The sequence below is a fragment of the Phycicoccus sp. HDW14 genome, from assembly GCF_011383005.1.
In the GTDB taxonomy this organism is placed as follows: Bacteria; Actinomycetota; Actinomycetes; order Actinomycetales; family Dermatophilaceae; genus Phycicoccus.
On the sequence record NZ_CP049935.1, the window covers coordinates 479,165 to 503,597 of the forward strand.

The following is a 24,433-nucleotide window of genomic DNA, read 5'->3' on the forward strand; positions in this document are numbered from 1 at the left end:
AGCCGAGCGAAGGACCCCGTGGACCGCCTCACCCCCGTCGTCTTCCACGACGCCTGGGGCTCGCTGGTGGCCATCGCCAGTCTCCAGGGCCGCGACATCCCGAGCGCCGAGCCCGAGTCCGAGCTGTGGATGGGCGCGCACGAGGAGGGGCCGTCCGGCACCGACCGACCGGGAGCCCCGACGCTGGCCGACCTCGTCGCCGCCGACCCGGTGGGCGTCCTCGGTGCGGAGTGCGTCGAGCGGTACGGCCCGCGGCTGCCGTTCCTCCTCAAGGTCCTCGCCCCCGGGCGGGCGATCTCGATCCAGGCGCACCCGACCGCCGAACAGGCCCGGGCCGAGCGCGGGCGCACGGGCGACGAGGTGTACGGCGACGACTGGGCCAAGCCCGAGCTGTTATTGGCCATCGCGCCCTTCGAGGTCTTCGTCGGGTTGCGCTCCTTCGCCGAGGTCACCGACCTCGTCCGACGCCTGCGGGTGCCGCGCCTGAGCGCCCTCGCCGAGCAGGCCGCGTCCGCCGACGACCCCGTCCACGAGATGCTCGCGCTCGTCCTGGCCACGCCCGCCGACGACGTCGCCGAGCTGGCCCGGGCCGTCGTCGCCGCCTGCGTGCGGCTCGAGGGCCGGGCCGGCGAGTTCGGGGAGGCCAGCGCCGCCGTCGTGCGCGTCGCCGAGGAGCACCCCGACGACATCGGGCTCGTCGTGCTGCTGCTCATGCACCACCGGCTGCTCGAGCCGGGGGAGTACATCGACGTGGCCGCCGGGGTGCTGCACTCGTACGTGCGCGGGCTCGGGGTCGAGGTGCTCGCGAACTCCGACAACGTCGTGCGCGCCGGGCTGACGAGCAAGCCCGTCAACGTCCCCGAGCTGCTGCACATCGTCGACCCGCGGGCCGATGGGGTCGCGGGGACCGGACGGGTGGTGGAGCCGGGGCTCGAGGTCTTCGACAGCGCGTCCGACCGGTTCCGGCTGGCGCGGGTGACGCCCGGCCGGCGGCTGCCCGCCGACACCGCACCGCGCATCGTCTTCTGCCTGCGGGGGCAGGTCACCCTGACGTCCGCATCGGGCGGTCTCGAGCTGGGTGACGTCGAGTCGGCGTTCCTCCCCGCGGGCGAAGGTGCCGTGACGCTCGAGGGCGCCGGCGAGGTCTACCTCGTCACCGTCCCCGACGCCTTCTGACGCCGACCCGGCTCGCGAGCCGGGCTGGCCCCTCGTGAGCCTCCTCGGCCGGGCCCGGGACAGGAACAGGCGGCTCGCGAGCCGCGCCGTCCCGGTGGCCATCCGCCCGATCTGCACCAGGGCCCCCGCGACACCCGTCCCCGGACGCGACGACGGCGGGTGCCCCGTGAGGACACCCGCCGTCGGCGGAAGGCGCTGTGGCTCAGGCCTTCTTGGTCTCCTTGAAGATCGCGTCGATCTCGTCGATCTTCGCGAGCAGCTCGTCGGCCTTCGCCGCGTCGAACTCGCCCTTGGTGCCCGAGGCGCCCGCCAGCTTGGTCGCCTCGTTGACGAGGGTGTGCAGCTGCGGGAACTTCTCGAAGTGCGGGGGCTTGAAGTAGTCGGTCCAGAGCACCCACAGGTGGTGCTTGACGAGCTCGGAGCGCTGCTCCTTGATGATCGTCGCGCGGACGCGGAAGTCGGGGTCGTCGTTGTCCGCGACCTTGGCGATGATCGCCTTGACCGACTCGGCCTCGATCCGGGCCTGGGCGGGGTCGTAGACGCCGCACGGGAGGTCGCAGTGGGCCGCGACGTCGGTGATGCGGAACAGGGACAGCATGTGCCACTCCTCGGGGGGTGCGGGGGTTCTGCGGGTCTCCTCAACCTACCCCAGCGTCCGCCAGACCAACCCGGCGACCACCGCCACGATGTCGTCCCCGGACAGCGACCCGACGTCGAACGAGGTGACCCCCTCGGCGGCGTTGTCGGAGTCGACCCACCAGCGCTCCGGGGCGTCCGGGTCCGGACCCGTGACGCGCTTGACCGACAGCGGTCGGGGCCGACCGGAGGCGTCCGGTGGCAGCCGCACGACGTGGGCCCGCCCGGGTCGCGGGGGCACGCCCCGCACGACGAGCAGCACGTCGCCGTCGCGGTAGGTGGGCAGCATCGAGCGGCCCCGGACACGCACCAGCGCCGGGAGCGGCAGCCTCACGCCTGCGGGTCGCCGCTGGGGTCGGTCGGCGCGTCGGCGAGCGCCTGCGCCGCCCCGGTCACGGTGGCGACGACGGCCTCCGCGTGGGCCTGCTCCTCCTGGCGCATCCGGGCGAGGAAGGCCCGGGTCCGCGCGTGCTTCGGGTTGCCGATGACCTCGCTCGGCGGGCCCTCCTCGACGACGACACCGGCGTCCATGAAGACGACGCGGTCGGCCACCTCGCGGGCGAAGCCCATCTCGTGGGTGACGACGATCATCGTCATGCCGCCCTTCGCGAGGTCGCGCATGACCTTGAGGACCTCGCCGACCAGCTCGGGGTCGAGGGCCGAGGTCGGCTCGTCGAAGAGCATGAGCTTGGGGTCCATGGCCAGGGCCCGGGCGATGGCGACGCGCTGCTGCTGGCCGCCGGAGAGCTGCGCCGGGTAGGCGGACGGCTTGTCGGCCAGGCCCACCTGCTCGAGCAGCTCGAGCGCCTTCGCGGTGGCCTCCTTCTTCTTCACGCCCTTGACCTGCATCGGCGCCTCGACGACGTTCTCGAGGACGGTCTTGTGCGGGAAGAGGTTGAAGCGCTGGAAGCACATGCCGATGTCGCGTCGCTGCGCGGCGATGTGCTTGTCGCGCAGGCGGTGTAGCGTGCCGCTGCGGTCGTCGTAGCCCATGAGGTCGCCGTCGACCCAGATCCGGCCGCCGTCGATCGTCTCGAGCTGGTTGATGCAGCGCAGGAAGGTCGTCTTGCCCGACCCGGACGGCCCGAGGAGGACGACGACCTCGCCGGCGCGCACGTCCATGTCGATGCCCTTGAGGACCTCGGTGCCGTGGAAGGACTTCGTGACGTTGACGGCGTGGACGAGGGAGCGTCGTGGGTGGCGGTCATCAGTGGTCGGCCCCGATCTTGGTCAGCTCCTGCTTGGCCTTCTTGGGGACCGGGCCGAAGCCGCGACCGAAGTACCGCTCCAGGTAGGACTGCCCGACCATGAGGATCGAGCAGATGATGAGGTACCAGAGCGTTGCCGCGACGAGCCCCGGAAGGATCTTGAAGCCGCGCTGACCGAAGTTGTACGCCTGGAAGAACAGCTCGTTGATGATCGGGATCGCGATCAGCAGCGAGGTGTCCTTGACCATGGCGATCGTCTCGTTGCCGGTCGGCGGGACGATGACCCGCATCGCCTGCGGCAGGACGATGCGTCGCATCGTCTTCCCCGGCGGCATGCCGAGGGCCTGGGCCGCCTCGGCCTGTCCCCGGTCGACCGAGAGGATGCCGGCGCGGGCGATCTCGGCCATGTACGCGGCCTCGGAGAGCCCGAGACCGAGGATGCCGGCCCAGATCGTCGTGGAGAACGCGTTCCAGTCGAGGGTGAAGAAGGTGAAGGTCGCCGGGTCGATGCCGATCGCCCTGGCGAGCTGCTCCCCGAAGGGCAGGCCGATGCTCAGTGAGGAGTAGAGGAACCCGACGCCGACACCGATGAGGACGAGGAGCACGTAGCGGGGGATGGCCCGGAAGAACCACGTGTAGACGAAGGCCACTCCGCGCAGCACCGGGTTGTCGGACAACCGCATCACGGCGAGGACGACCCCGAGCCCGACGCCGAGCACCATGGCCCGAAGGTGCCGAGGATCGTGCCGGCCCAGAGGCCCTGGATGACCGGGGTCTGCTGCATCACCTCGAACGCGAACGGGAAGTCCCACTTGTCGTTCGTGACGAACGAGCTGACCATCATCGCGACGATCACCGCGATGACGGCGATGGCCACCCAGCGCCAGGGGTGCCGGACCGGCCGGGCCTTGATCGGGCCCGGCCGGTCCTCGCTCACCGAGGTCATGGGATCAGGAGACCGTCGGGTTCACGGCGAAGTCGGAGATGGCCCGCCCTCGGTCTTCCACTTCGTGAGGATGTTCTTGTACGTGCCGTCGGCCTCCAGCTGCTTGAGCGCCTCGACGATCGCGCCGCCGAAGTCGGTCTGGTCCTTCGGGAGGACGTAGCCGTAGGGCGCCGAGTCGTACTGGTCGCCGAGCAGCTCGAGCTGGCCCTCGGTGGACTCGACGGCCGCGATGGCCGGGGGCAGGTCGACGAGCATCGCGTCGGCCTTGCCGGAGACGACCATGGTCGTCACCTTGCCCTGGTCGGCGTCGACGAGGACCTTGATCTCCGGCTTGCCGGCGTCGGTGCACGCCTTGTTCTTCGCCGGGAGGTCGACGTCGGCCTGCACGGTGCCCTTCTGGACGGCGATGTTCTTGCCGCAGGCGTTCTCGGGGTCGATGGCGTTCGGGTTGCCCTTCTTCGTGACCCACTGGGTGCCGGCCTTGAAGTAGCTGACCATCGTCGCCTGCTTCTCGCGGTCGGCGTTGACCGTGAAGGAGGAGATGCCGATGTCGTACTTGCCGCTCTGCGTGCCGAGGATGATCGAGTCGAAGGCGGAGGGCACCCACTCGGTCTTGAGGCCGAACTTCGCGGCGACCGCGTCGAAGAGCTCGACGTCCATGCCGATGACCGTCTTGCCGTCGGAGTCGAGGTACTCGTTCGGCTGGTACGTGGCGTCCGTGCCGATGACGATCTTCCCGGCGCTCTTGATCTTGGCCGGGAGCTTGGCGACCAGGGCGGGGTCGACACTGGGCTTCGCGGAGGACGAGGCGGCCGGGGTCGTGCTCGAGCCACCTCCCGAGAGCGAGTCGGAACCACAGGCCGAGAGGGCGAGGGCAGTGGTGGCGAGCGTCGCGACGGCGATCGCGCGGGTGCGGAACATGCTGGTCCTTTCACACGGAGCCGGACGCGGTGTGTGGTGCCCGGTCGAGAGGTTGTGGGGGGCATCCTGCCACCGGAGGATGCGACGCGCGTCACGCCTCGATAACTATCGGTGGACCGGATGTGCCCCGAACGGCGGAACCCACGGTCCGCAAGCCCTCGAACCGCCGATTCCGTGGCCGGTCGGTACCGCATCGCGGCGGTGCCTGCACGCGACCGGGCGCGACGTGCGTCACAGCCCGAGCCCTCGGCAGGCCGTCCACCCTGTGCCATGATGGCGGCTTCGGGCGGACACCCCCGCCCTGCGACGACCGGGACGCACCCATTCCCCGGGCCGCATGCACCACCCCCCTTTCTCCGCATGCCGCGTCGTCGGCGTGCGCTCGTCGTCCCCCGAGGAGACCCGCGATGTCCGCGTCCCCCGTCCTGCCGTCCTTCGACCCCGAGAGCCCGGTGTTCCGCGCTCACGAGGGCGGGAAGCTGGGCGTACACGCGACGCAGCCGCTCCGCGGTCGCGAGGACCTCTCGCTGCTCTACACCCCCGGCGTCGCCGAGGTGTCGCTGGCCATCGCCGCCGACCCCACCCTCTCGACGCGGTACACGGCGCGCGGCAACACCGTCGCGGTCATCAGCGACGGCACGGCGGTGCTCGGCCTCGGCGACATCGGCCCGCTCGGCGCCATGCCCGTGATGGAGGGCAAGGCGGTGCTGTTCAAGCACTTCGCCGGCATCGACGCCGTGCCCGTCGTCATGGAGACCGGCACGGTCGAGGAGCTCGTCGAGGCCATCGCCCGGATCGCCCCCAGCTACGGCGGCATCAACCTCGAGGACATCTCGGCGCCGCGCTGCTTCGAGATCGAGGAGCAGCTCAAGGAGCGCCTCGACATCCCGGTCTTCCACGACGACCAGCACGGCACGGCCATCGTCGTACTCGCCGGCCTGTACAACGCGGTCCGCGTGCTCGACCGCCGCCTCGAGGACCTGCGGGTCGTCGTCGCCGGTGCGGGCGCGGCCGGGGTGGCCGTGACCCGGCTGCTGCAGCGCGCCGGCGTGCGCGACGTCGTGGTCTGCGACTCGCGCGGCATCGTCCACGCCTCGCGTCAGGACCTCGCCGGTCACAAGCGCCACCTCGCGATGTCGACCAACCCGCGCGGCCTCACGGGCTCGCTCGGCGACGCGCTGGATGGGGCCGACTGCTACGTCGGGGTCTCCGGCGGCACCGTCCCCGAGGAGCAGGTGGCCTCGATGGCCCGCGACGCGATCATCTTCGCGCTCGCCAACCCGACACCCGAGGTGCACCCCGACGTCGCCCACCGGCACGCCGCCGTCGTCGCGACCGGCCGCTCGGACTTCCCGAACCAGATCAACAACGTCCTCGCCTTCCCCGGCATCTTCCGGGGAGCCCTGGACGCCGGCGCCACGAAGATCACCGAGGCGATGAAGCTCGCCGCGGCCCGGGCCATCGCCGACATGGTGCCGGAGCCCACGGCCGACTGCATCGTGCCGTCGGTGTTCGAGCCGGGGGTCGCCGACGCCGTCGCCGAGGCCGTGCGCCGGCTCGCGCCCACCGGTTCACGCCGCGGTCCCGCGGTCGGGTGACCTAGGCTGGCGGTCGTCATGACCGCCGATGCCAGCACCGCCCCGTCCACCGGCCAGCCGGTCCGGCTGCTCACGGTGTGCACGGGCAACGTGTGCCGGTCGCCCTATGCCGCAGCCCTGCTCGCGCAGGGACTCGGATGGGCCCGGCCGGGCACCTTCGAGGTCTCGAGTGCCGGCACGCACGCGCTGGTGGGCCGGCGGCTCGAACCGGGGTCGAGGGTGATCCTCGAGGAGAAGGGCGTCCCGGTCCTGCCCGACCGGGCCCGGATGGTCACGCCCGCTCTGCTCTCCGAGCAGTCGCTCGTCCTCGTGATGTCCGCCCGGCACCGCGAGACCGTGCTCGAGGAGGCGCCGGCGCTCGTGCGCCGAACGGTCGGGCTCGTCGACCTCGCGGCCGCCCTGCGCGAGGTGGGGGAGCAGTACGCGTGGCCCGACCTGCTCGCCGACGTCGGGGCCAAGGAGGTGCGGGCCCGGTGGCGCGCCCTGCCCGAGGTGCTCGCCGCCGTGCGCGCCCTCCCGGAGCGGGTCACCGAGGTCGAGGACCCCTACGGCCGCGGCGCGAGGTCGTTCGGCCGGATGGCCGCCCAGCTCGACTCCGCGGTGCGCGCGGTCGTGCGCTGGGAGGCTCAGTTCGCGCGCTGAGCCAGCGCGGCCGCGTGGGCCCGGCAGTCCTCCCACGTCGGCAGCAGGCCCTGGGCCTCGGCCTCGGCGAGGCCGGGCGCGGCGGCGTCCTTCGGCGACAGCAGCGCCTCGACCCCGGCCGGCAGCTCGAGACCGATGGCGGCGTCGAGCGGGTGCACGCCGTGCTCGCCCGTGGGGTTGTACGCGGCCGAGCAGAGGTACATCGCGGTCGTGTCGTCCTGGAGGGCGCAGAACGCGTGGCCCAGGCCCTCCGAGAGCCACACCGCGCGCCGGTCGACGGCGTCGAGGACGACCGCCTCCCAGCGCCCGAAGGTCGGTGAGCCGACCCGGATGTCGACGACGTAGTCGACGAGCGCGCCGGTGAGCGCGGTGACGTACTTGCCCTGGCCGGGCGGGACGTCGGCGAAGTGGATGCCGCGGACGGTGCCACGGGAGGAGACCGACACGTTGGTCTGCACGATGTCGGGCCGGTGGCCGAGGTGCTCGGCGAGCCGGTCGCCGCGGAAGGACTCGAGGAAGACGCCGCGGTCGTCGGGGAACTGGCGCGGGGTGACGACGAAGGCACCCTCGATGGGGAGCGGTCGGATCTCCATCAGCGCGCGTCCCGGCCGCGGGCGAGGATGGCGTGCAGGTAGTCGCCGTAGCCGGACTTGGTGAGGCCGTCGCCGAGGGCGCGCAGCTCGTCGTCGTCGATCCAGCCCGCCCGCCAGGCGATCTCCTCGACGCAGCCGATCTTGTGGCCCTGGCGGGCCTCGACGACGTGGACGAACTGGCTGGCGTCCATCAGGCCCTCGAAGGTGCCGGTGTCGAGCCAGGCCGTGCCGCGGGGGAGGACGGTGACCGTGAGGTCGCCGCGGCGCAGGTAGACGTCGTTGACGGCGGTGATCTCGAGCTCGCCGCGCGCGCTGGGCGTCAGGGTGCGGGCGATCTCGACGACGTCGTTGTCGTAGAAGTACAGGCCGGGGACCGCGAAGTCGCTGCGCGGGTGCTCGGGCTTCTCCTCGATGGACAGGACCGTGCCGTCGTCGGCGAACTCGACCACGCCGTAGGCCGTGGGGTCACCGACGCGGTAGGCGAAGATGTGGCCGCCGCGCACGTCGGTGAGCCGGCGCAGGGCGGTCCCGAGGCCGGTGCCGTAGAAGATGTTGTCGCCGAGGACGAGGGCCACCGAGTCGTCACCGATGAAGTCGGCGCCGATGACGAAGGCCTGGGCCAGGCCCTCCGGGCGCGGCTGCACGGCGTAGGACAGCTCGATGCCCCAGCGCGACCCGTCGCCGAGCAGGCGGCGGAACTGGTCGACGTCCTCGGGGGTCGTGATGACGAGCACCTCGCGGATGCCGGCCATCATCAACGTCGAGAGCGGGTAGTAGACCATCGGCTTGTCGTAGATGGGCATGAGCTGCTTGGAGATCCCCATGGTGATGGGGTGCAGACGCGTGCCACTTCCTCCGGCGAGGACGATGCCCTTCATGCCGCCGAGCGTATCGGTCGGGTCCCGACGGGCGCACAGTAGCCTTGCGCGCATGAAGGTACTCGTCACCGGAGGAGCCGGGTTCATCGGCAGCAACTTCGTGCACCGGACGCTCGCCACGCGTCCCGACGCCGAGGTCACCGTCCTCGACCTGCTCACCTACGCCGGGTCGCTCAGCTCGCTCGAGGGCGTCCGCGACCGGGTCCGCTTCGTCGAGGGCGACGTCGCCGACGCCGAGGTCGTCGACCCGCTCGTCGCCGACGCCGACGTCGTCGTGCACTTCGCGGCCGAGTCGCACAACGACAACTCGCTCGCCGACCCGAGCCCGTTCATCCGCACGAACATCGTCGGCACCTTCACCCTCCTCGAGGCCGCCCGCACGCACGACGTGCGCTACCACCACGTCTCCACCGACGAGGTCTACGGCGACCTCGAGCTCGACGACCCGAAGCGGTTCACCGAGGACACGCCCTACACCCCCAGCTCGCCGTACTCGGCGAGCAAGGCCGGCTCGGACCACCTCGTGCGGGCCTGGGTCCGCTCGTTCGGCCTGCGCGCCACGATCTCGAACTGCTCGAACAACTACGGCCCGCGCCAGCACGTCGAGAAGTTCATCCCGCGCCAGATCACCAACCTCATCGACGGCGTCCGGCCCAAGCTCTACGGCGACGGCCTCAACGTCCGCGACTGGATCCACGTCGACGACCACAACGACGCCGTGTGGACCATCGTCGAGAAGGGCCGTCCGGGTGAGACCTACCTCATCGGTGCCGACGGCGAGGTCAACAACCGCGACGTCGTGCGGCTGGTCCTCGAGCTGATGGGTCGCGACCCCGACGACTACGACCACGTCACCGACCGGGCGGGCCACGACCGGCGCTACGCCATCGAGGCCGGCAAGCTGCGCCAGGAGCTCGGCTGGGCCCCGCGCTACGACACCTTCCGCGACGGCCTCGCGGCCACCGTCGAGTGGTACCGGGAGAACGAGGCGTGGTGGCGCCCCCAGAAGGACGCCACCGAGGCCAAGTACGCCCGCACGCAGAAGGTCCTCGGCCGCTGATGGCGCGCTGGCTGGTCGTCGGGGCCGCGGGGATGCTCGGCACCGACCTCGTCGAGGTGCTGCGCGGTCGGGGCCACGAGGTCGAGGGGCTCGACCTCCCGGACATCGACGTCCTCGACCCCGCGTCGTGCGCAGCGGCCGTCGCCGGCCACGACGTCGTCGTCAACTGCGCCGCCTACACCGCCGTCGACGCCGCCGAGACCGACGAGGCACGCGCCTTCGCGGTCAACGCCGTCGGGGCCGCCAACCTCGCGCGGGCCGTCGCGGCCAGTGCCGGCTCGCTCGTGCACCTGTCCACCGACTACGTCGTCGCCGGCGAGGGCTCGACCCCGTGGCCCGCAGACTCCCCGGTCGCGCCGGCCTCGGCCTACGGACGCACCAAGGCGGCGGGGGAGTGGGCCGTCCGTGCCGAGTGCCCCCGCGCCTGGGTGGTGCGCACCGCGTGGCTCTACGGCGCCCACGGCCGCAACATCCCGGCCACCGTCGCGCGCCTCGCCCGCGAGCGCGACACCTTCGGCTTCGTCGCCGACCAGGTCGGGCAGCCGACCTGGACGGTCGACCTCGCCGAGGGCATCGCCCGCATCGTCGAGGCCGGCGCGCCCTACGGCATCTGGCACGGCACGAACGGCGGCGAGACGTCGTGGCACGGGCTGGCCCGGGCGGTGCTCGAGGAGCTCGACTTGGACCCCTCGCGGGTCGCCCCCATCGCGACCTCCGAGTACCCCGTGCCGGCCCCCCGGCCGGCCTACAGCGTGCTCGGGCACGAGATGTGGGCCGACGCCGGGCTCGAGCCGCTGCCGCACTGGCGCGACGCCCTGCGCCGGGCAGCGCCGTCGGTGCTCGGCACCTGACGCCGGCCGGCAGGTCCCTGACCTCTGCCGATGCGCTCCGGTGCGGGCCACCGTTAGGCTCGCCGACGTGCTGAAACCTCTGATCGGTCGTGTCCAGGCTGCGGTCCTCCCGCGCACCCACCACGGGACCTCGCCCTCGGGCGTCAAGCTCCCGCCGACCGTGTACCGGATGGGCGGGGCGCACTTCCGGCAGGACGCCGCCTTCGTCTCCTCCGCGGTCGCCGAGGTGCAGCGCCTCGAGGACAAGATCGGGCTCAGCAGCGAGTCGCGGCTGCTCGACTGGGGCTGCGGGGCCGGCCGGCTCGCGGTCGGCATCGCCGAGAAGCTCGGGCGGATCGAGCTCTACCACGGCGTCGACATCCAGAAGCACCTCGTCGACTGGGCCCAGCGCCACCTCGGCGACCGCGACGGCTTCCGGTTCACCCACGTCGACCTCGCCAACCCCCGCTACAACCCGGGCGGCTCGCACGAGCGGACCATCCCCGGCGACAGCGGCGGGTACGACGGCTTCTACGCCTACAGCGTGTTCAGCCACCTCATGGGCGACGACACCGCCGCCTACCTCCACGAGGTGGCCCGCCTGCTCGCCCCCGGGGGCCGCGCGTTCGTCACGGCCTTCGTCGAGGACGACGTGCCCGACCAGGAGGAGAACCCGGTCGGCTACGGGCCGCTCACGTGGTCCGGGCCGCTGCACTGCGTCCGCTTCGACCGGGGGTTCTTCGAGGGCATGGTGCGCGACGCGGGCCTCGAGGTCGACTCCCTCGAGCACGGCCAGGAGACCGACGGGCAGTCGCTGTACATCCTCCGTCGGCCCTGACCCCGGTCGCTGGGTAGGGTCGAGCGCATGCTCGCCGCCTACGCGAAGTCCCAGTCCGCCGACGACCCCCTGAGCGGCCTCGAGGTCGGTGAGCGGCCCGAGCCGGAGGCGCCCGACGGCTGGACGACCGTCCGGCTGCGCACCGCGGCGCTCAACCACCACGACGTGTGGTCGCTGCGCGGTGTGGGCCTGCCCGCCGACCGGCTCCCGATGGTCCTGGGCTGCGACGGCGCCGGGGTCACCGAGGACGGCGACGAGGTGCTCGTGCACGCGGTCGTCGCCTCGCCCGGCTGGACCGGCGACGAGACCCTCGACCCCCGGCGCAGCCTGCTCTCCGAGGTGCACGACGGCACCCTCGCCGAGGTCGTCGCCGTGCCGCGGCACAACCTCGTCCCCAAGCCGGCCGGCCTGTCGTGGGAGCACGCCGCGTGCCTGCCCACCGCATGGCTCACCGCCTACCGGATGCTCTTCACGAACGCGGGCGTGCAGCCCGGCTCCACCGTGCTCGTCCAGGGCGCGGCGGGCGGTGTGGCCACTGCGGCCGTCCAGCTCGGGGCGGCCGCCGGCCTCCGGGTGTGGGTGACCAGCCGCGACGAGGCCAAGGGCGAGGCCGCCGTGGCCCTGGGGGCCGACCGCGCCTTCGGGTCCGGCGAGCGGCTCCCCGAGCGGGTCGACGCCGTCCTCGAGACGGTCGGGGCCGCCACGTGGTCGCACAGCATCAACAGCCTGCGCCCCGGCGGCACGGTCGTCATCTCCGGGGCGACGTCGGGCGACGCGCCGGCGAAGGCCGAGCTGACGAAGATCTTCTTCAAGCAGCTGCGGGTCGTCGGCTCGACGATGGGCTCGCGCGAGGAGCTCGAGCGCCTGGCGCGGTTCGTCGTCGACCGGGGCATCGAGCCCCTCGTCGACTCCACGATGCCGCTGGCCGACGCCCGCGACGGGTTCGCCCGGATGGTCGAGGGCAAGGTCACGGGCAAGGTCGTGTTCACCGTCTGACGCCCGGGGCTACCGACGGGTAACGTGGGGGTGCACCACCCACCCGAGGAGCCACCGTGCGCACGAGCCCCGTCGAGCAGGTGGCCACGATCCACGGCCACGCGCTCCACTACACCGACAGCGGTGAGGGTCCGACGCTGCTGTTCATCCACGGGCTGCTCGGGTCGCAGCGCCAGTGGTCCCACCTCGTCGACGTCCTCGACGACGACCACCGGGTGCTCGTCCCCGACCTGTTCGGCCACGGCGAGTCCGACCGGCCGGTCGGCGACTACTCGCTCGGCGCGCACGCCGCCACGCTGCGCGACCTGCTCGACCGACTCGGCATCGAGCAGGTGACCCTCGTCGGGCACTCCCTCGGCGGCGGCATCGCGATGGTCTTCTCCTACCTCTTCCCCGAGCGGGTCGAGGGCCTGGTCCTCGTCGCGAGCGGTGGTCTCGGCCGCGAGGTCAGCCCGCTGCTGCGCTCGGCCACGCTCCCGGGCGCCGAGTGGGTGCTGCCGGTGCTCGCCTCGGGCTGGGTGCGCGACCGCCTCGCCTCGGCGGGCCGGCTGCTCGGGGCCGTGGGCCTGCGTCCCGGCTCGGACGCCCGCGAGGTGTGGACCGGCTTCTCCTCGCTCGGCGACGCCGACACCCGCCGGGCCTTCCTCGCGACGACCCGGGCGGTCATCGACCCGGGCGGCCAGACCGTCGCCGCCGAGGACTACCTGCCCGAGGCCCCGTCGGTGCCGACCCTCGTCGTGTGGGGGACCAGCGACCGGATGATCCCCGCGTGGCACGCGACGGCCGCCTCGACCCACCTCGAGGACTGCCGGGTCGAGCTGTTCCGGGGGGCCGGGCACTTCCCGCACCTCGACGACCCCGACCGGTTCGCCGGCCTGGTGCGCGAGTTCGTGGCCCGCACCGCGTGAGGAGCGTTGCCGCTCAAGCGATCTGGAGCCACTCGTTCCAGCCGTTGTGCAGCACCAGCCACGCGATGAGGCCGTAGCCGGCCTGACCGGGGTGGTGCGGCACGGTGGAGGCCGCGAGGTCGGTGCGCCACTGGTCGTGGCCCATCAGCGGGGCGTAGCAGTCGACGAAGGGCACGCCGCGCCGGGCGCAGACGTCGGCCTGGGCGTCGACGAGCACCTCGAGCCGCGCGTTGTGGTCGTCGTCGTCCGAGGGCGGCGGGCTGACGACGAAGGTCGAGACCCCTGGCTCGCGGCGTCGTCGAGCAGGTTGGCGAGGTTGAGCCGGTGCCGGGCGAGCGTGACGCCGGAGGCGATGTCGTTGCCCCCGCAGGACACGACGAGGCGCCGCTCGGTGCGCCCGGCCCAGCGGCGCGGGACCTCCGAGGCCCAGCGCTCGAGCAGCTCGGCGGAGGTGTCGCCACGCACCCCGAGGTTGTAGGCGGTGACGGTGACGTCGGGGTGCTGGGTGCGGCCGACGACGCGGGTGACCCAGCCCTGGCCCTTCGGGTCGCCGACGCCCGCCACGAGGGAGGCGCCGAGGAAGACGAGCGCGAGGTCGCGCGGGCCGTCGGGGACGACCGCCGCCTCCGCGCTCGGGCGGAACTCGATCGGGGTCCCCGCGTCGTCGCCGCCGTGCTCGTCGGCCATGGCCTCTCTCACTCGTCCTCGTCGTCCAGTCGGGCCAGCCAGGTGGCCAGCCGCTCCACGGGTACCTCGAAGTCCGGGTGGAGGTCGACGAAGGTCCTCAGCTGCTCGGCGAGCCAGTCGAGGGTGACCTCCTCGTCCCCCGCCGCGTCTGGAGCTCCTCGATCCCGCGGTCGGTGAAGTACACGCCGCGAGCCTACCGGCGGGTGAACCTCACCTGTCGAAGGCGCGGGCGACGAGGTCGGCCTGCTCGGCCTGGTGCTGCTTGGTCGAGCCCGCGGCCGGGGAGGCCGACGGCGGCCGGGAGACGACGCGGATGCGCCGCTCCTCGCCGTGCGCGGCCAGCGAGTCGGGCAGGTTGAGCGCGAGGAACGGCCACGCGCCCATGTTCTGCGGCTCGTCCTGGACGACGACGACCTCGGCGTCCGGGTAGTCCGAGAGCGCCCTGGCGAGCTCGGCACCGGCGAGCGGGTAGTACTGCTCGAGGCGCAGGATCGCGGTGGCCTTGTCGCCACGCTTCTCGCGCTCGGCCTCGAGGTCGTAGACCGCCTTGCCTGCGGCGAGCAGCACCCGGGTGACGGTGCCCTCGGTGGCGCCCGGCCGGTCGGGGAGCACGGGCCGGAAGGTGCCGGTCGTGAACTCCTCGGCGGGGCTGGCCGCGGCCTTGAGCCGGAGCATCGACTTCGGGGTGAAGACGATGAGCGGCTTGCGCGGCCGGGCGTAGGCCTGGCGGCGCAGCAGGTGGAAGTACGACGCGGGCGTCGAGGGGTAGGCCACCGTCATGTTCCCCTCGGCGCACATCGTGAGGAAGCGCTCGATGCGGGCCGAGGAGTGGTCGGGGCCCTGGCCCTCGTAGCCGTGGGGGAGGAGCAGGACCACGGAGGAGCGCTGGCCCCACTTCTGCTCGCTGGCGCTGATGAACTCGTCGATGATCGTCTGCGCGCCGTTGAAGAAGTCGCCGAACTGCGCCTCCCACAGCACGAGCGCGTCGGGGCGCTCGACGGAGTAGCCGTACTCGAAGCCCATCGCCGCGAACTCCGAGAGCAGGCTGTCGTAGACCCAGAACTTCGCCTGGCCCTGCCCGAGGTAGAGCAGCGGGGTCCACTCGGAGGCGTTCTCCTTGTCGATGAGGACCGCGTGCCGCTGGACGAAGGTGCCGCGGCGGCTGTCCTGCCCGGCGAGGCGCACCGGGGTGCCCTCGATGAGCAGCGAGCCGAACGCGAGCAGCTCGGCGGTGCCCCAGTCGACCCCACCCTCACGGGTGCTGGCCGCGCGCTTGTCGAGCATCTGGCGCAGCTTGGGGTGCACCGTGAAGCCCTCGGGCGGGGAGGCGAAGGTGTCGCCGATGTGGTGGAGCACCTCGGTGCTGATGGCGGTGTCGCTCGCCGAGTGCGTCGTGCGGTCGGCGAACGGGGCCTGGGCGGCCGGCGGCTCGAGCCCGGAGCCACCGGCGTCCTTGCGACCGGACTCGGTGTCGGACTCGACGGACTTCAGGGCCGCCTTGGTCTCGACGAAGACCCGCTCGAGCTGCTGCTGGTAGTCGCGCAGCGCGGCCTCGGCGTCGTCGACGGTGATGTCGCCGCGGCCGATGAGCGCCTCGGTGTAGAGCTTGCGGACGCTGCGCTTGGCCTCGATGAGGTTGTACATCAGCGGCTGGGTCATCGAGGGGTCGTCGCCCTCGTTGTGACCGCGCCGGCGGTAGCAGACCATGTCGACGACGACGTCCTTGTGGAACTCCTTGCGGAACTCGTAGGCCAGCTCGGCGACCCGCACGCAGGCCTCCGGGTCGTCACCGTTGACGTGGAAGATCGGCGCCTGGATCATCCGCGCGACGTCGGTGGAGTAGGTCGAGGAGCGCGAGCTGCTCGGGGAGGTCGTGAAGCCGACCTGGTTGTTGATGACGATGTGCACGGTTCCGCCGGTGCGGTACCCGCGCAGCTGCGAGAGGTTGAGGGTCTCGGCGACCACGCCCTGGCCCGCGAACGCGGCGTCACCGTGCATGAGCACGGGCAGGACGGTGAAGTCCTCGCCGGCGAGGTTGAGCCGGTCCTGCTTGGCGCGCACGATGCCCTCGAGCACCGGGTTGACGGCCTCGAGGTGGCTGGGGTTCGCGGCGAGGTAGACCTTCGTCGTCGCACCGGTCTCGGCGGTGAACTCGCCCTCGGTGCCGAGGTGGTACTTGACGTCGCCGGAGCCCTGCACCGAGCGGGGTCCTGCTTGCCCTCGAACTCGCGGAAGATCTGGCCGTAGGACTTGCCGGCGATGTTCGCGAGGACGTTGAGCCGCCCGCGGTGCGGCATGCCGATGCAGACCTCGTCGAGCTCGTCCTCGGCGGCGCGGGAGAGGATGCGGTCCATCAGCGCGATGACCGACTCGCCGCCCTCGAGCGAGAAGCGCTTCTGCCCGACGAACTTCGTCTGCAGGAAGGTCTCGAAGGCCTCCGCGGCGTTGAGGCGGCGCAGGATGCGCAGCTGCTCCTCGCGGGTGGTCTTCGCGTAGCCGACCTCGATCTTGGCCTGGATCCAGCGCCGCTGCTCGGGTCCTGGATGTGCATGTACTCGACGCCGACGGTGCGGCAGTACGAGTCGCGCAGGATGCCGAGGATCTTGCGCAGCTTGAGGAACGGCTGGCCGCCGAAGCCGCCCGTGGCGAACTGGCGGTCGAGGTCCCACAGCGTCAGGCCGTGGTTGGTGATGTCGAGGTCGGGGTGGCGCCGCTGCTTGTACTCGAGCGGGTCGGTGTCGGCCATGAGGTGGCCGCGCACGCGGTAGGCGTGGATGAGCTCCTGGACGCGGGCGACCTTGTTGATGTCCTCGTCGTGCGTGGCCGAGACGTCCTGCACCCAGCGGATGGGCTCGTAGGGGATGCGCAGGCTCTCGAAGATCTCGTCGTAGAAGCCCTGGTCGCCGAGGAGCAGGCCGTGGACGATGCGCAGGAAGTCGCCGGACTGGGCGCCCTGGATGATCCGGTGGTCGTAGGTGCTCGTCAGGGTGAGGATCTTGCTCACGGCGTTGCGGTCGAGGGTCTCGGCGCTCGCGCCCTGCCACTCGGCGGGGTAGTCCATCGCCCCGACGCCGATGATGGCGCCCTGGCCGGCCATGAGGCGCGGCACCGAGTGCACGGTGCCGATGGTGCCGGGGTTGGTGAGCGAGATCGAGGTGCCCTGGAAGTCCTCGACGGTCAGCTTGCCGGCGCGCGCCTTCTTGACGACCTCCTCGTAGGCGGTCCAGAAGTGCGCGAAGTCCATCGTCTCGGCGGTCTTGATCGACGGGACGAGGAGCTGGCGGGTGCCGTCGGGCTTGGCCATGTCGATGGCCAGGCCGAGGTTGACGTGGGCCGGCGTGATGAGCACCGGCTTGCCCTTCTCGTCGTGCCCGAAGCCGTTGTTCATCTCGGGCATGACCGCGAGGGCCTTGACGAGCGCGTAGCCGATGATGTGCGTGAAGCTCACCTTGCCGCCGCGGCTGCGGGCGAGGTGGTTGTTGATGACGATGCGGTTGTCGACGAGCAGCTTGGCCGGGACGGCGCGCACCGAGGTGGCCGTGGGGACCTCGAGCGAGGACTCCATGTTCGTCACGACCCGGGCGCCGGCGCCGCGGATCGGCTGGAGGGTGGACTGCTCGAGGGGGCCGGACTGCTTCGGGGCCTGCGGCTCGCGCGGGGTGGGGGCGGGGGCCTTGGGGTCGGCCGCCTTCTCCGCGGCGGGGTGGGCTGCGCGGGCGCCTCCTTCGCGGCGGGCGCTGCGGGCTCCTTCGCCGCGGGCTTCGTGGGGCCGGCTCCTTCGGGGCGGGCTTCGCGGCGGCCGGGGCCGGGGTGGCCGGCTGGGCGGCCTTCTCCTGCGGGCGCGCGGGGGCGGCGGGTGCCGCGGCCGGGGTGCCGTTGGAGCCGTTGCCGGACGAGCGGGAGGCGGCGTGCTGGCCGTCGCCGGGCACGTAGTCCTCGAAGAAGCTCCACCACGCCTTGTCGACGCTGTTCTTGTCCCGGGTGTACTGCTCGTACAGCTCGTCGACCAGCCACTCGTTGGGTCCGAAGGCGGTCAGGGGGTCGCTGGACGGGGACTGCTCGGCCACGGGCTATGCGCCTCTTTCATCGGCTCTTGTCGGGGCGGTCGTGGGAATGCGTCCCAGCCTATTACGCGCGTGTTGCGCCCGCGTCGCCGCACGCCGAGCGGTGCCGAACGCGCGGCGACCGGTGGGGAGGTCCCACCGGTCGCCGTCGCGTGCTGCCGCCCGACGTCAGGAGATGTCGGCGCGCGCGGTGCGCCAGATCCCGATGCCCGCGAGGACGGCCGCGTACGCAGTGAGCACCAGGGCGCCGCCCCACCACTCGAGGCGCACCTCGTCCGGGTTGTTCGAGACCGCGTTGACGATCGCGTTGGTCGCCGACGACGGGAGGAACTGCGCCACGTGCTCGCGCCCGAACTCCCAGAAGTTCATCGCCACCCCGATGAGCGGCTCGACGATCCACGCGACCCCGACGCCGATGAGCAGGGCCGCGACCTGGTTCGGGATGAGGATGCCGATGCCGAGCCCGATGAGCGCCCACAGCCCGAGGACGAGCAGGCTGAGCGCCAGCGTGCGCACGATCGTGCCGGAGGGGAAGGCGTCGCGGTCGCGCAGGCCGAGGACGACGGCGCCGACGCTGACCGACCCGACGAGGCTGATGAGCCCGTAGAGGGCGCCGATCCCGAGCAGGGCCACGACCTTGGCGGCCATCGCCCGCAGCCGGCGCGGGGTGGCGAGGAAGGTCCCGGTGATCGTCTTGTGCCGGTACTCGGACCCGATCTGGAGGACGCCGATGGTCAGGAGCAGGAGGTACCCCACCGAGAGACCACCGGTGTAGACGCTGCTCGCCACCTGCGTGGCATCGCCGGTCGGCAAGCCGTTCTGCGGGCCACCGGCCGAGTCGCTGGTCAGCAGGAAGCCGAAGAGGGCGGAGAAGGCGGCCCCTCCGACGAAGATCGCGATGGCCATCCCCCACCAGAGGCGGGTGGTGAAGAACTTGCGGAACTCGCTGCGGATCGAGCCGATCACAGGTTCGCCCCTTCCTCGCCGACGACGGCGTCCTGTTCGGTCGGCGCCCCGACCGTGGCGGCACCGTCGCCGAGGTTGCGGTTGGTGCCCTCGGTGAGGGAGAAGTACAGGTCCTCGAGGTCCGCACGCTGGGCACGCAGGCCGTAGACCGGGAGGCCGGCCCGCAGCGCGACGTCGCCCACGAGGCGCAGGTCGGTGGTGTCGGCGACGAGCGAGCCGTCGGCCTGGAGGGTGCTCGTGACGTCGGCGACGCGCAGCGCGCCCGCGAGGGCCTGCGCGTCGCTCGTCTCGACGAGGGCGCCGGGGGCGCCCTCGAGCTCGGCCATCGTGCCGGCACGGACCAGCCGGCCGTTGGCGATGATGACGACGTCGTCGACGGTCTGGGCCACCTCCTGCAGCAGGTGGCTCGAGATGAGGATGGTCTTGCCCTGACCGGCCAGGTGCTTGAGGAACCCGCGCAGCCACCGGATGCCCTCGGGGTCCAGGCCGTTGGCCGGCTCGTCGAGGACGAGGACCTCGGGGTCGCCGAGCAGGGAGGCGGCCAGGCCGAGGCGCTGGCGCATCCCCATGCTGTAGCCGCCGGCGCGCTTGCGGGCGGCGGCCGGGATGCCCGTGAGCTCGAGCAGCTCGTCGACCCGGGAGGCGGGGATGCCCGCCGTGTCGGCGAGGACCCGCAGGTGGTCGCGGCCGCTGCGGCCGGGGTGGAAGTTGGTGGCCTCGAGCGCGGCACCCACGGTGGCGAGCGGGTGGGGGAGCCGGGCGTACTCGAGGCCCCGATGGTGGCGCTGCCGCTCGTCGGGCGGATCAGCCCGAGGAGCATCCGCAGGGTGGTCGTCTTCCCCGCGCCGTTGGGGCCGAGGAAGCCGGTGATGCGGCCCGGCTCGACGTCGAAGCTCAGGTCGTCGACGGCAATGAAGTCGCCGAAGCGCTTGGTGAGTCCCTGGATCCGGATGAGACCCTCCCGGGTCCCGGTCGTGGCGGTCATGGTGTCGTCCTGCGCGTCATGCCCCGATCCTTGCAGCCTCCCGCGGCGTCAGGGTCAACCCAGCGGTGGACCCCACCCTCCGCCCGGGGGCGGACTGCTCCGCCCCGGGGCGGAGCGTGACCCGGAACTCGCGCCGAGCCCCGTACGCTGGTCCGGACATGCACCCTCCCAGACCCTGCCTGCGATGACCCCCTGGCTCCTCCTCGTCCTCGGCGTCGTGCTGACCGTCGGCACGGCGTTCTTCGTCGCCGCGGAGTTCTCCCTCGTGGCCCTCGACCGTCCCGCCGTGCAGCGGGCGGTCGACGCCGGGGAGCCGGGCGCGCGCTCGGTGCTCCGCTCGCACCGCCAGCTGTCCACCGAGCTGTCGGCCTGCCAGGTCGGCATCACCCTGACGACGCTGGTGCTCGGCTTCATCGCCGCGCCGTCGGTCGGGGTGCTGCTCGCGGGGCCGCTCGAGGGGCTCGGGCTGTCCGCCTCGGCCGCGGCCTCGCTCGCCTCGGGGTCGGCCTTCGTGCTGGCCACCGTGTTCTCGATGATCGTCGGCGAGATGATCCCCAAGACCCTCGCGGTGTCGCTGCCGCTGGCGACGGCGAAGGTCTCGGCGAGCCCCGTCTACTGGTTCGGCACGGCCGCCAAGCCGCTCGTCTTCGTCCTCAACTCGGTCGCCAACCGCACCCTGCGCGCCCTCGGCATCGAGCCCCAGGAGGAGCTGTCAGCGGCGCGCAGCCCCGCCGAGCTCGCCTCGCTCGTGCGCACCTCCGCCGAGGCCGGCACGCTCGACCGCGGCACGGCCCGCCTGGTCACGGCCTCGCTCGGGTTCGCCGACCAGACCGCCGCCGACGTCATGACGCCCCGCTCGCGCGCCACCTCCGTCGACCGCACGGCCACCGCCGCCGAGGTCGTCGCCCTCGCCCGCAGCACCGGGCACTCGCGCTTCCCCGTGGTCGGCGCCGACTGGGACGACGTCGACGGCATCGTCCACGTCAAGAAGGCCATCGCGGTGCCGTTCGAGCGCCGCGGCGACGTGCCGGTCTCGGCGCTGATGTCCGACGCCGTGTTCGTCCCCGAGACCCTCCGGCTCGACCCCCTGCTCGTGCGGCTGCGCGGCGGCGGGATGCAGCTGGCCGTCGTCGTCGACGAGTACGGCGGCACGTCCGGGGTGGTCACGCTCGAGGACCTCGTCGAGGAGATCGTCGGCGAGGTCAGCGACGAGCACGACCGCGGCCAGACCACCGGGCGCCGGCTCCCGGACGGCTCGTGGTCGGTGCCCGGCCTGTGGCGCCCGGACGAGGTCCGCGCCCGGGTCGGGGTCGAGGTCCCCGAGGGGCCGGCCTACGAGACGGTCGGCGGCTGGGTGATGGCCGCCCTCGGCCGCGTCCCCGAGGTCGGTGACGAGGTCGACGTCGACGGGTGGACGGCGCGGGTCGTCGACATGGAGGGGCACCGGGTCGACCGGCTGCGCCTGCGTCCGACCCGGGTGGTCCCGGCCCGCGAGCCGGCCGAGGGGGAGGACGCGCGATGACCACCGTGCTCCTCACCGTGGTCCTGCTCGCCGCGAACGCCTTCTTCGTCGGTGCCGAGTTCGCCGCGATGTCGGCCCGGCGCAGCCAGCTCGAGCCCCTCGCCGAGGCCGGCAGCAAGCGCGCCCGCGTCGCACTGGATGCGTTGCAGCGCACCGGGATCCTGCTCGCCACGGCGCAGCTCGGCATCACCGTGTGCTCGGTGCTCCTCGGTGCGATCTCCGAGGCGGCGCTGCACCACGCCCTGCTCCCGCTCGTCACCGCGGTCGGGCTGTCCGAGGTCGTCGCCGACGTCGTCGCGCTGGCCCTCGCCCTCGCGATCGTCGTGTTCCTCCACGTCGTGTACGGCGAGATGATCCCCAAGAACATCTCGATCGCCCGGCCCGAGCGCGCCGCCGTGGTCCTCGTGCCGGCGCTCGTCATGGTGTCGCGCGTCGTCGCGCCCGTCATCCACGCGATGGACTGGCTGGCCAAGGCGGTCATCCGGCTGTTCGGGGTCGAGCCGAAGGACGAGGTCGCGTCGGCGTTCACCGCCGAGGAGGTCGCGCACATCCTCGACGAGTCGCGCGACGAGGGCCTGGTCGGCGCGCACGACTACCGCCGGCTCGGTGCGGCGCTGGAGTTCAGCGACAAGGACGCCGCCGACGTGGGCCTGCGGCTCGACGAGCTCGTCACCGTGACCGCCGACGCCACGCCCGACGAGATCGAGCGGCTCGTCGCGCGGCACGGCTTCTCGCGCTACCCGGTGCTCGACGGCTCGGGCGACCTCGCGGGCTACCTCCACCTCAAGGACGTCCTCTACGCGGACGACGAGGAGCGCCACGAGGCGGTGCCGGCCAAGCGGGTCCGCCGGCTGGCGACCGTGCGCCGCGACGACGAGGTCGAGTCGGTGCTGCAGACGATGCAGGACAGCGGGTCCCACGTCGCGCGGGTCGTCGACGCGGAGGGCGGCGTCGTCGGGGTCGTCTTCCTCGAGGACGTCATCGAGGAGCTCGTCGGCGAGGTCTCGGACTCCTCCCAGCGCAGCTGACGTCCGTCGCGGCGGGTCTCGTCGCTCACACCCCGGCGACCGGTGGCCACGGGGCCGCGAGGATGGGCGGGAGGCCGTCATGACCACGCTGTACGCACCGCTCCCCACGAGGGCCCGGCCGTCCCGGGGATGGACCGGGAACGCCCTGCTCGTCGTCCTCGTGCTCGTCGCCCTCAACGCCGTCTCCGGAGGCATCGGGCTGGTGGTGAACGGGATGGGGATGCCGGGCGAGTGGCTCGAGCACCTCCCGGTCGACACGTGGGTGCTGCCCGGCGTCGCCCTGCTGCTGACCGTCGCCGTGCCGCAGGCGCTCGCGGCGGTCGAGGTCTGGCGGACGAGGTCGCGGGCGCCCGTGGCGGGGATGCTCGCCGGGGCCGCCCTCGTGCTGTGGATCCTCGTCCAGCTGCTGCTCCTGCGGAGGTACTTCTTCCTCCAGCCGGTCGTCGCCGGGTTCGGGCTCGTCGAGGTCGCCCTCGGTGCGGCGTGGCTCGCCCGGGTCCGCGGCGGGTCGAGGAGCTAGAGGCGGCCGATGGTGAAGGCGACGGCGAAGCCGAGCGTCGTGACGAGGCCGCTCAGCAGGTGCGCCTTCTCGAACGCCTCGGGGATCATCGTGTCGGCGACCATCGCGAGGATGGCGCCGGCGGCGACGGCCGTGATGCCCGCCACCAGTGCGGCAGAAGCGCCCTGGAGCAGCAGGACGCCGAGCATCCCGGCCAGGCCGCTGGCCACGGCGATACCGCCCCACACCCCGAACACGTAGCGGGCGCTGCGCCCCGAGGCCTTCATCCCGGCGACGCTCGAGAGGCCCTCGGGCAGGTTGGAGATGAAGATCGCGGTGAGCACCGGCACGCCGACCCCGTGGCCGCCGAGGAGGCTCAGGCCGAGGACCACCGACTCCGGGATGCCGTCGAGCAGCGCGCCGATGGCGATGGCCGCGCCGCTGCCCGGCTGCTCGCCCTCCGAGGGCTGCCGGCCCGAGCGCTTGCGGTGGCGGGCACCCCGGCGGGCGAGGAGGAGGTTGGCGGCGAAGTAGGTGGCGGCGCCGCCGAGGAAGCCGACGACGGTCGGGAGCAGCCCGCCGGTGGTCTCGGCCTCGTCGACGAGGTCGAAGGACAGGGCCGAGATGAGCACGCCGGCGCCGAAGGCCATGACGAGCGCGACCACCTGGCGCGGGACGCGGACGAACCACGCGAGGAGCGCACCGAGCACCAGCGCGGCCCCGGCGAGCAGCCCCAGAGACCGGCCTGTACCGCGACGCCCATCGATCCTCCTCCGCTCGTCATCCTGCCCGACGCACAGGGGGGCGGCCCCGGTAGGGCCCGCCGTCCGTCCGGCGCACAGCGAAGCGGCCCGACCGATCGCGCGTCGCGCGAAGGATCGGGCCGCTCTCCTGTGCCCCCGGTAGGATTCGAACCTACGCTCCCGCCTCCGGAGGGCGGTGCTCTATCCCCTGAGCTACGGGGGCGGGCAAAAACCGCGACGCGGCACGGAACCACGGCGCTCGGAGAGGCTAGCAGCCTACGCTGGGGCCATGGAATCCGGGTCGGAGGACCCCGGAGTGCCGCCCCTCGTCCTCGTGTGCGACGACACCGAGGCGATCCGTCGGCTGCTCCGGATCAACCTCGAGCTGGCCGGCTTCGTCGTCGAGGAGACGGCGGACGGCCACGCTGCCATGTCCCGGCTCATCGACCTCGACCAGCAGTGCCCGGACGTCGTCGTCCTCGACTCCCAGATGGCGCCCTACGACGGCTGGTGGGCGATCGCGGCCATCCGTTCGCACCCGCGCCTCGACCACGTCCCCGTCGTGCTCGTCACCGCGACCGCCACCGACCTCGTGAGCCCCGAGGTCAGCGGGGCCGGGTTCGACGCGTGCGTCTCCAAGCCCTTCGACCCCGACGAGGTCGTGGCCACCGTCTCACGCCTCGCGGCGGCCGGTCGGGGCCGCTGACCG

The 24,433-nt window shown here is 72.6% G+C and carries 24 protein-coding genes, 1 tRNA gene and 3 pseudogenes; 12 read left to right on the forward strand and 16 right to left on the reverse strand.

Features of this window, described 5'->3' with window-relative positions; translation table 11 throughout:
- The first annotated feature begins 18 nt into the window (after positions 1 to 18).
- Positions 19 to 1,176 carry a mannose-6-phosphate isomerase, class I gene (manA, locus tag G7075_RS02430; RefSeq protein ID WP_166118535.1) on the forward strand — a complete coding sequence of 386 codons (1,158 nt, stop codon included), beginning with the start codon at positions 19 to 21 and terminating at the stop codon, positions 1,174 to 1,176.
- 202 nt (positions 1,177 to 1,378) lie between these two features.
- Here the strand turns inward: manA and sodN are convergent, their stop codons facing one another.
- From sodN to G7075_RS02455, 6 genes are all read right to left on the reverse strand, one after another.
- Complete coding sequence (gene sodN, locus G7075_RS02435; RefSeq protein ID WP_166118537.1) at positions 1,379 to 1,774, reverse strand: superoxide dismutase, Ni; 396 nt, start codon at positions 1,772 to 1,774, stop codon at positions 1,379 to 1,381.
- A gap of 45 nt (positions 1,775 to 1,819) precedes the next feature.
- Positions 1,820 to 2,146 (reverse strand): S24 family peptidase, encoded by a 327-nt coding sequence (locus G7075_RS02440; RefSeq protein WP_205860602.1) that lies wholly within the window; start codon positions 2,144 to 2,146, stop codon positions 1,820 to 1,822.
- On the reverse strand, positions 2,143 to 2,940 hold the full coding sequence (locus G7075_RS02445) for an amino acid ABC transporter ATP-binding protein (protein ID WP_166124178.1): 798 nt from the start codon (positions 2,938 to 2,940) through the stop codon (positions 2,143 to 2,145). Before G7075_RS02445 ends, G7075_RS02440 begins: the two co-directional genes overlap by 4 nt.
- 79 nt (positions 2,941 to 3,019) lie before the next feature.
- Positions 3,020 to 3,742, reverse strand: coding sequence for an amino acid ABC transporter permease (locus G7075_RS02450; protein ID WP_240917835.1), 723 nt, complete (start codon positions 3,740 to 3,742; stop codon positions 3,020 to 3,022).
- The gene (locus tag G7075_RS20645; protein WP_240917836.1) at positions 3,703 to 3,966 is read right to left on the reverse strand and encodes a hypothetical protein; all 264 of its coding nucleotides are present in this window, start codon (positions 3,964 to 3,966) and stop codon (positions 3,703 to 3,705) included. Before G7075_RS20645 ends, G7075_RS02450 begins: the two co-directional genes overlap by 40 nt.
- A gap of 21 nt (positions 3,967 to 3,987) precedes the next feature.
- Positions 3,988 to 4,887, reverse strand: a complete 900-nt coding sequence (locus G7075_RS02455; RefSeq protein ID WP_240917837.1) for an ABC transporter substrate-binding protein — start codon at positions 4,885 to 4,887, stop codon at positions 3,988 to 3,990.
- 407 nt (positions 4,888 to 5,294) lie between these two features.
- Between G7075_RS02455 and G7075_RS02460 the strand changes: the two genes are divergently transcribed.
- The gene (locus G7075_RS02460; RefSeq protein ID WP_166118539.1) at positions 5,295 to 6,485 is read left to right on the forward strand and encodes an NADP-dependent malic enzyme; all 1,191 of its coding nucleotides are present in this window, start codon (positions 5,295 to 5,297) and stop codon (positions 6,483 to 6,485) included.
- Between the two features lie 18 nt (positions 6,486 to 6,503).
- Positions 6,504 to 7,127, forward strand: coding sequence for a low molecular weight phosphatase family protein (locus tag G7075_RS02465; RefSeq protein WP_166118540.1), 624 nt, complete (start codon positions 6,504 to 6,506; stop codon positions 7,125 to 7,127).
- Here the strand turns inward: G7075_RS02465 and G7075_RS02470 are convergent.
- Positions 7,112 to 7,720, reverse strand: a complete 609-nt coding sequence (locus G7075_RS02470) for a dTDP-4-dehydrorhamnose 3,5-epimerase family protein (RefSeq protein ID WP_166118542.1) — start codon at positions 7,718 to 7,720, stop codon at positions 7,112 to 7,114. The genes G7075_RS02465 and G7075_RS02470 overlap by 16 nt on opposite strands.
- Positions 7,720 to 8,598 (reverse strand): glucose-1-phosphate thymidylyltransferase RfbA, encoded by an 879-nt coding sequence (gene rfbA / locus G7075_RS02475; RefSeq protein WP_166118544.1) that lies wholly within the window; start codon positions 8,596 to 8,598, stop codon positions 7,720 to 7,722. The genes G7075_RS02470 and rfbA overlap by 1 nt, the downstream gene beginning before the upstream one ends.
- Before the next feature lie 52 nt (positions 8,599 to 8,650).
- On the opposite strand from rfbA, the gene rfbB reads away from it, so the two are divergent.
- From rfbB to G7075_RS02500, 5 genes are all read left to right on the forward strand, one after another.
- Positions 8,651 to 9,658 (forward strand): dTDP-glucose 4,6-dehydratase, encoded by a 1,008-nt coding sequence (gene rfbB, locus G7075_RS02480; RefSeq protein ID WP_166118546.1) that lies wholly within the window; start codon positions 8,651 to 8,653, stop codon positions 9,656 to 9,658.
- A complete protein-coding gene (gene rfbD, locus G7075_RS02485) occupies positions 9,658 to 10,509 on the forward strand; it encodes a dTDP-4-dehydrorhamnose reductase (RefSeq protein WP_166118548.1) in 852 nt (283 codons plus the stop codon). Before rfbB ends, rfbD begins: the two co-directional genes overlap by 1 nt.
- A 67-nt stretch (positions 10,510 to 10,576) precedes the next feature.
- A complete protein-coding gene (locus G7075_RS02490) occupies positions 10,577 to 11,326 on the forward strand; it encodes a class I SAM-dependent methyltransferase (RefSeq protein ID WP_166118550.1) in 750 nt (249 codons plus the stop codon).
- Between the two features lie 27 nt (positions 11,327 to 11,353).
- Complete coding sequence (locus G7075_RS02495; RefSeq protein ID WP_166118552.1) at positions 11,354 to 12,322, forward strand: zinc-binding dehydrogenase; 969 nt, start codon at positions 11,354 to 11,356, stop codon at positions 12,320 to 12,322.
- 56 nt (positions 12,323 to 12,378) lie between these two features.
- Positions 12,379 to 13,230: an alpha/beta fold hydrolase gene (locus G7075_RS02500; protein WP_240917838.1), complete on the forward strand. Its 852-nt coding sequence runs from the start codon at positions 12,379 to 12,381 to the stop codon at positions 13,228 to 13,230.
- Positions 13,231 to 13,243: 13 nt separating this feature from the next.
- On the opposite strand, the gene G7075_RS22375 is transcribed toward G7075_RS02500, so the two are convergent.
- From G7075_RS22375 to G7075_RS02520, 6 genes and pseudogenes are all read right to left on the reverse strand, one after another.
- Positions 13,244 to 13,375 (reverse strand): hypothetical protein, encoded by a 132-nt coding sequence (locus tag G7075_RS22375; protein ID WP_371814154.1) that lies wholly within the window; start codon positions 13,373 to 13,375, stop codon positions 13,244 to 13,246.
- Positions 13,375 to 13,929: a GDSL-type esterase/lipase family protein gene (locus tag G7075_RS02505; RefSeq protein ID WP_371814155.1), complete on the reverse strand. Its 555-nt coding sequence runs from the start codon at positions 13,927 to 13,929 to the stop codon at positions 13,375 to 13,377. Before G7075_RS02505 ends, G7075_RS22375 begins: the two co-directional genes overlap by 1 nt.
- A pseudogene (locus tag G7075_RS20650) lies at positions 13,926 to 14,101 on the reverse strand (DUF6104 family protein). Before G7075_RS20650 ends, G7075_RS02505 begins: the two are co-directional and overlap by 4 nt.
- 26 nt (positions 14,102 to 14,127) lie before the next feature.
- Positions 14,128 to 17,984 (reverse strand): annotated as a pseudogene (locus tag G7075_RS02510) (multifunctional oxoglutarate decarboxylase/oxoglutarate dehydrogenase thiamine pyrophosphate-binding subunit/dihydrolipoyllysine-residue succinyltransferase subunit).
- A 165-nt stretch (positions 17,985 to 18,149) separates the two neighbouring features.
- Entirely contained in the window at positions 18,150 to 18,947 is a 798-nt protein-coding gene (locus G7075_RS02515; RefSeq protein WP_166118554.1) for an ABC transporter permease, read from the reverse strand.
- A pseudogene (locus G7075_RS02520) lies at positions 18,944 to 19,932 on the reverse strand (ABC transporter ATP-binding protein). Before G7075_RS02520 ends, G7075_RS02515 begins: the two are co-directional and overlap by 4 nt.
- Before the next feature lie 184 nt (positions 19,933 to 20,116).
- On the opposite strand from G7075_RS02520, the gene G7075_RS02525 reads away from it, so the two are divergent.
- The 3 genes from G7075_RS02525 to G7075_RS02535 all read left to right on the forward strand — a co-directional run bounded on the left by G7075_RS02525 (position 20,117) and on the right by G7075_RS02535 (position 23,002).
- Positions 20,117 to 21,454, forward strand: coding sequence for a hemolysin family protein (locus G7075_RS02525; RefSeq protein ID WP_166118557.1), 1,338 nt, complete (start codon positions 20,117 to 20,119; stop codon positions 21,452 to 21,454).
- Positions 21,451 to 22,482: a hemolysin family protein gene (locus G7075_RS02530; protein WP_166118559.1), complete on the forward strand. Its 1,032-nt coding sequence runs from the start codon at positions 21,451 to 21,453 to the stop codon at positions 22,480 to 22,482. Before G7075_RS02525 ends, G7075_RS02530 begins: the two co-directional genes overlap by 4 nt.
- A 79-nt stretch (positions 22,483 to 22,561) precedes the next feature.
- Complete coding sequence (locus G7075_RS02535; protein ID WP_166118561.1) at positions 22,562 to 23,002, forward strand: hypothetical protein; 441 nt, start codon at positions 22,562 to 22,564, stop codon at positions 23,000 to 23,002.
- On the opposite strand, the gene G7075_RS02540 is transcribed toward G7075_RS02535, so the two are convergent.
- Together G7075_RS02540 and G7075_RS02545 are read right to left on the reverse strand one after the other, a co-directional pair.
- Positions 22,999 to 23,691: a ZIP family zinc transporter gene (locus tag G7075_RS02540; protein ID WP_240917839.1), complete on the reverse strand. Its 693-nt coding sequence runs from the start codon at positions 23,689 to 23,691 to the stop codon at positions 22,999 to 23,001. The genes G7075_RS02535 and G7075_RS02540 overlap by 4 nt on opposite strands.
- A gap of 184 nt (positions 23,692 to 23,875) precedes the next feature.
- Positions 23,876 to 23,947: transfer RNA gene (locus G7075_RS02545), tRNA-Arg, on the reverse strand.
- 66 nt (positions 23,948 to 24,013) lie between these two features.
- Here G7075_RS02545 and G7075_RS02550 point away from each other — a divergent pair.
- Entirely contained in the window at positions 24,014 to 24,430 is a 417-nt protein-coding gene (locus G7075_RS02550) for a response regulator transcription factor (protein ID WP_166118563.1), read from the forward strand.
- The last annotated feature ends 3 nt before the right edge of the window (positions 24,431 to 24,433 follow it).

Bases quoted from the DNA above. Each gene is read 5' to 3' on its own strand.
- G7075_RS02495 (WP_166118552.1), top strand. From the start codon at position 11,354: ATGCTCGCCGCCTACGCGAAGTCCCAGTCCGCCGACGACCCCCTGAGC.
- G7075_RS02525 (WP_166118557.1), top strand. From the start codon at position 20,117: ATGACCCCCTGGCTCCTCCTCGTCCTCGGCGTCGTGCTGACCGTCGGC.
- sodN (WP_166118537.1), bottom strand. From the start codon at position 1,774: ATGCTGTCCCTGTTCCGCATCACCGACGTCGCGGCCCACTGCGACCTC.
- G7075_RS22375 (WP_371814154.1), bottom strand. From the start codon at position 13,375: ATGGGCCACGACCAGTGGCGCACCGACCTCGCGGCCTCCACCGTGCCG.
- G7075_RS02465 (WP_166118540.1), top strand. From the start codon at position 6,504: ATGACCGCCGATGCCAGCACCGCCCCGTCCACCGGCCAGCCGGTCCGG.
- G7075_RS02470 (WP_166118542.1), bottom strand. From the start codon at position 7,720: ATGGAGATCCGACCGCTCCCCATCGAGGGTGCCTTCGTCGTCACCCCG.
- G7075_RS02530 (WP_166118559.1), top strand. From the start codon at position 21,451: ATGACCACCGTGCTCCTCACCGTGGTCCTGCTCGCCGCGAACGCCTTC.
- G7075_RS02455 (WP_240917837.1), bottom strand. From the start codon at position 4,887: ATGTTCCGCACCCGCGCGATCGCCGTCGCGACGCTCGCCACCACTGCC.
- rfbA (WP_166118544.1), bottom strand. From the start codon at position 8,598: ATGAAGGGCATCGTCCTCGCCGGAGGAAGTGGCACGCGTCTGCACCCC.
- G7075_RS02550 (WP_166118563.1), top strand. From the start codon at position 24,014: ATGGAATCCGGGTCGGAGGACCCCGGAGTGCCGCCCCTCGTCCTCGTG.
- rfbB (WP_166118546.1), top strand. From the start codon at position 8,651: ATGAAGGTACTCGTCACCGGAGGAGCCGGGTTCATCGGCAGCAACTTC.
- G7075_RS02535 (WP_166118561.1), top strand. From the start codon at position 22,562: ATGACCACGCTGTACGCACCGCTCCCCACGAGGGCCCGGCCGTCCCGG.
- G7075_RS20645 (WP_240917836.1), bottom strand. From the start codon at position 3,966: ATGACCTCGGTGAGCGAGGACCGGCCGGGCCCGATCAAGGCCCGGCCG.
- rfbD (WP_166118548.1), top strand. From the start codon at position 9,658: ATGGCGCGCTGGCTGGTCGTCGGGGCCGCGGGGATGCTCGGCACCGAC.
- G7075_RS02450 (WP_240917835.1), bottom strand. From the start codon at position 3,742: ATGGTGCTCGGCGTCGGGCTCGGGGTCGTCCTCGCCGTGATGCGGTTG.
- G7075_RS02460 (WP_166118539.1), top strand. From the start codon at position 5,295: ATGTCCGCGTCCCCCGTCCTGCCGTCCTTCGACCCCGAGAGCCCGGTG.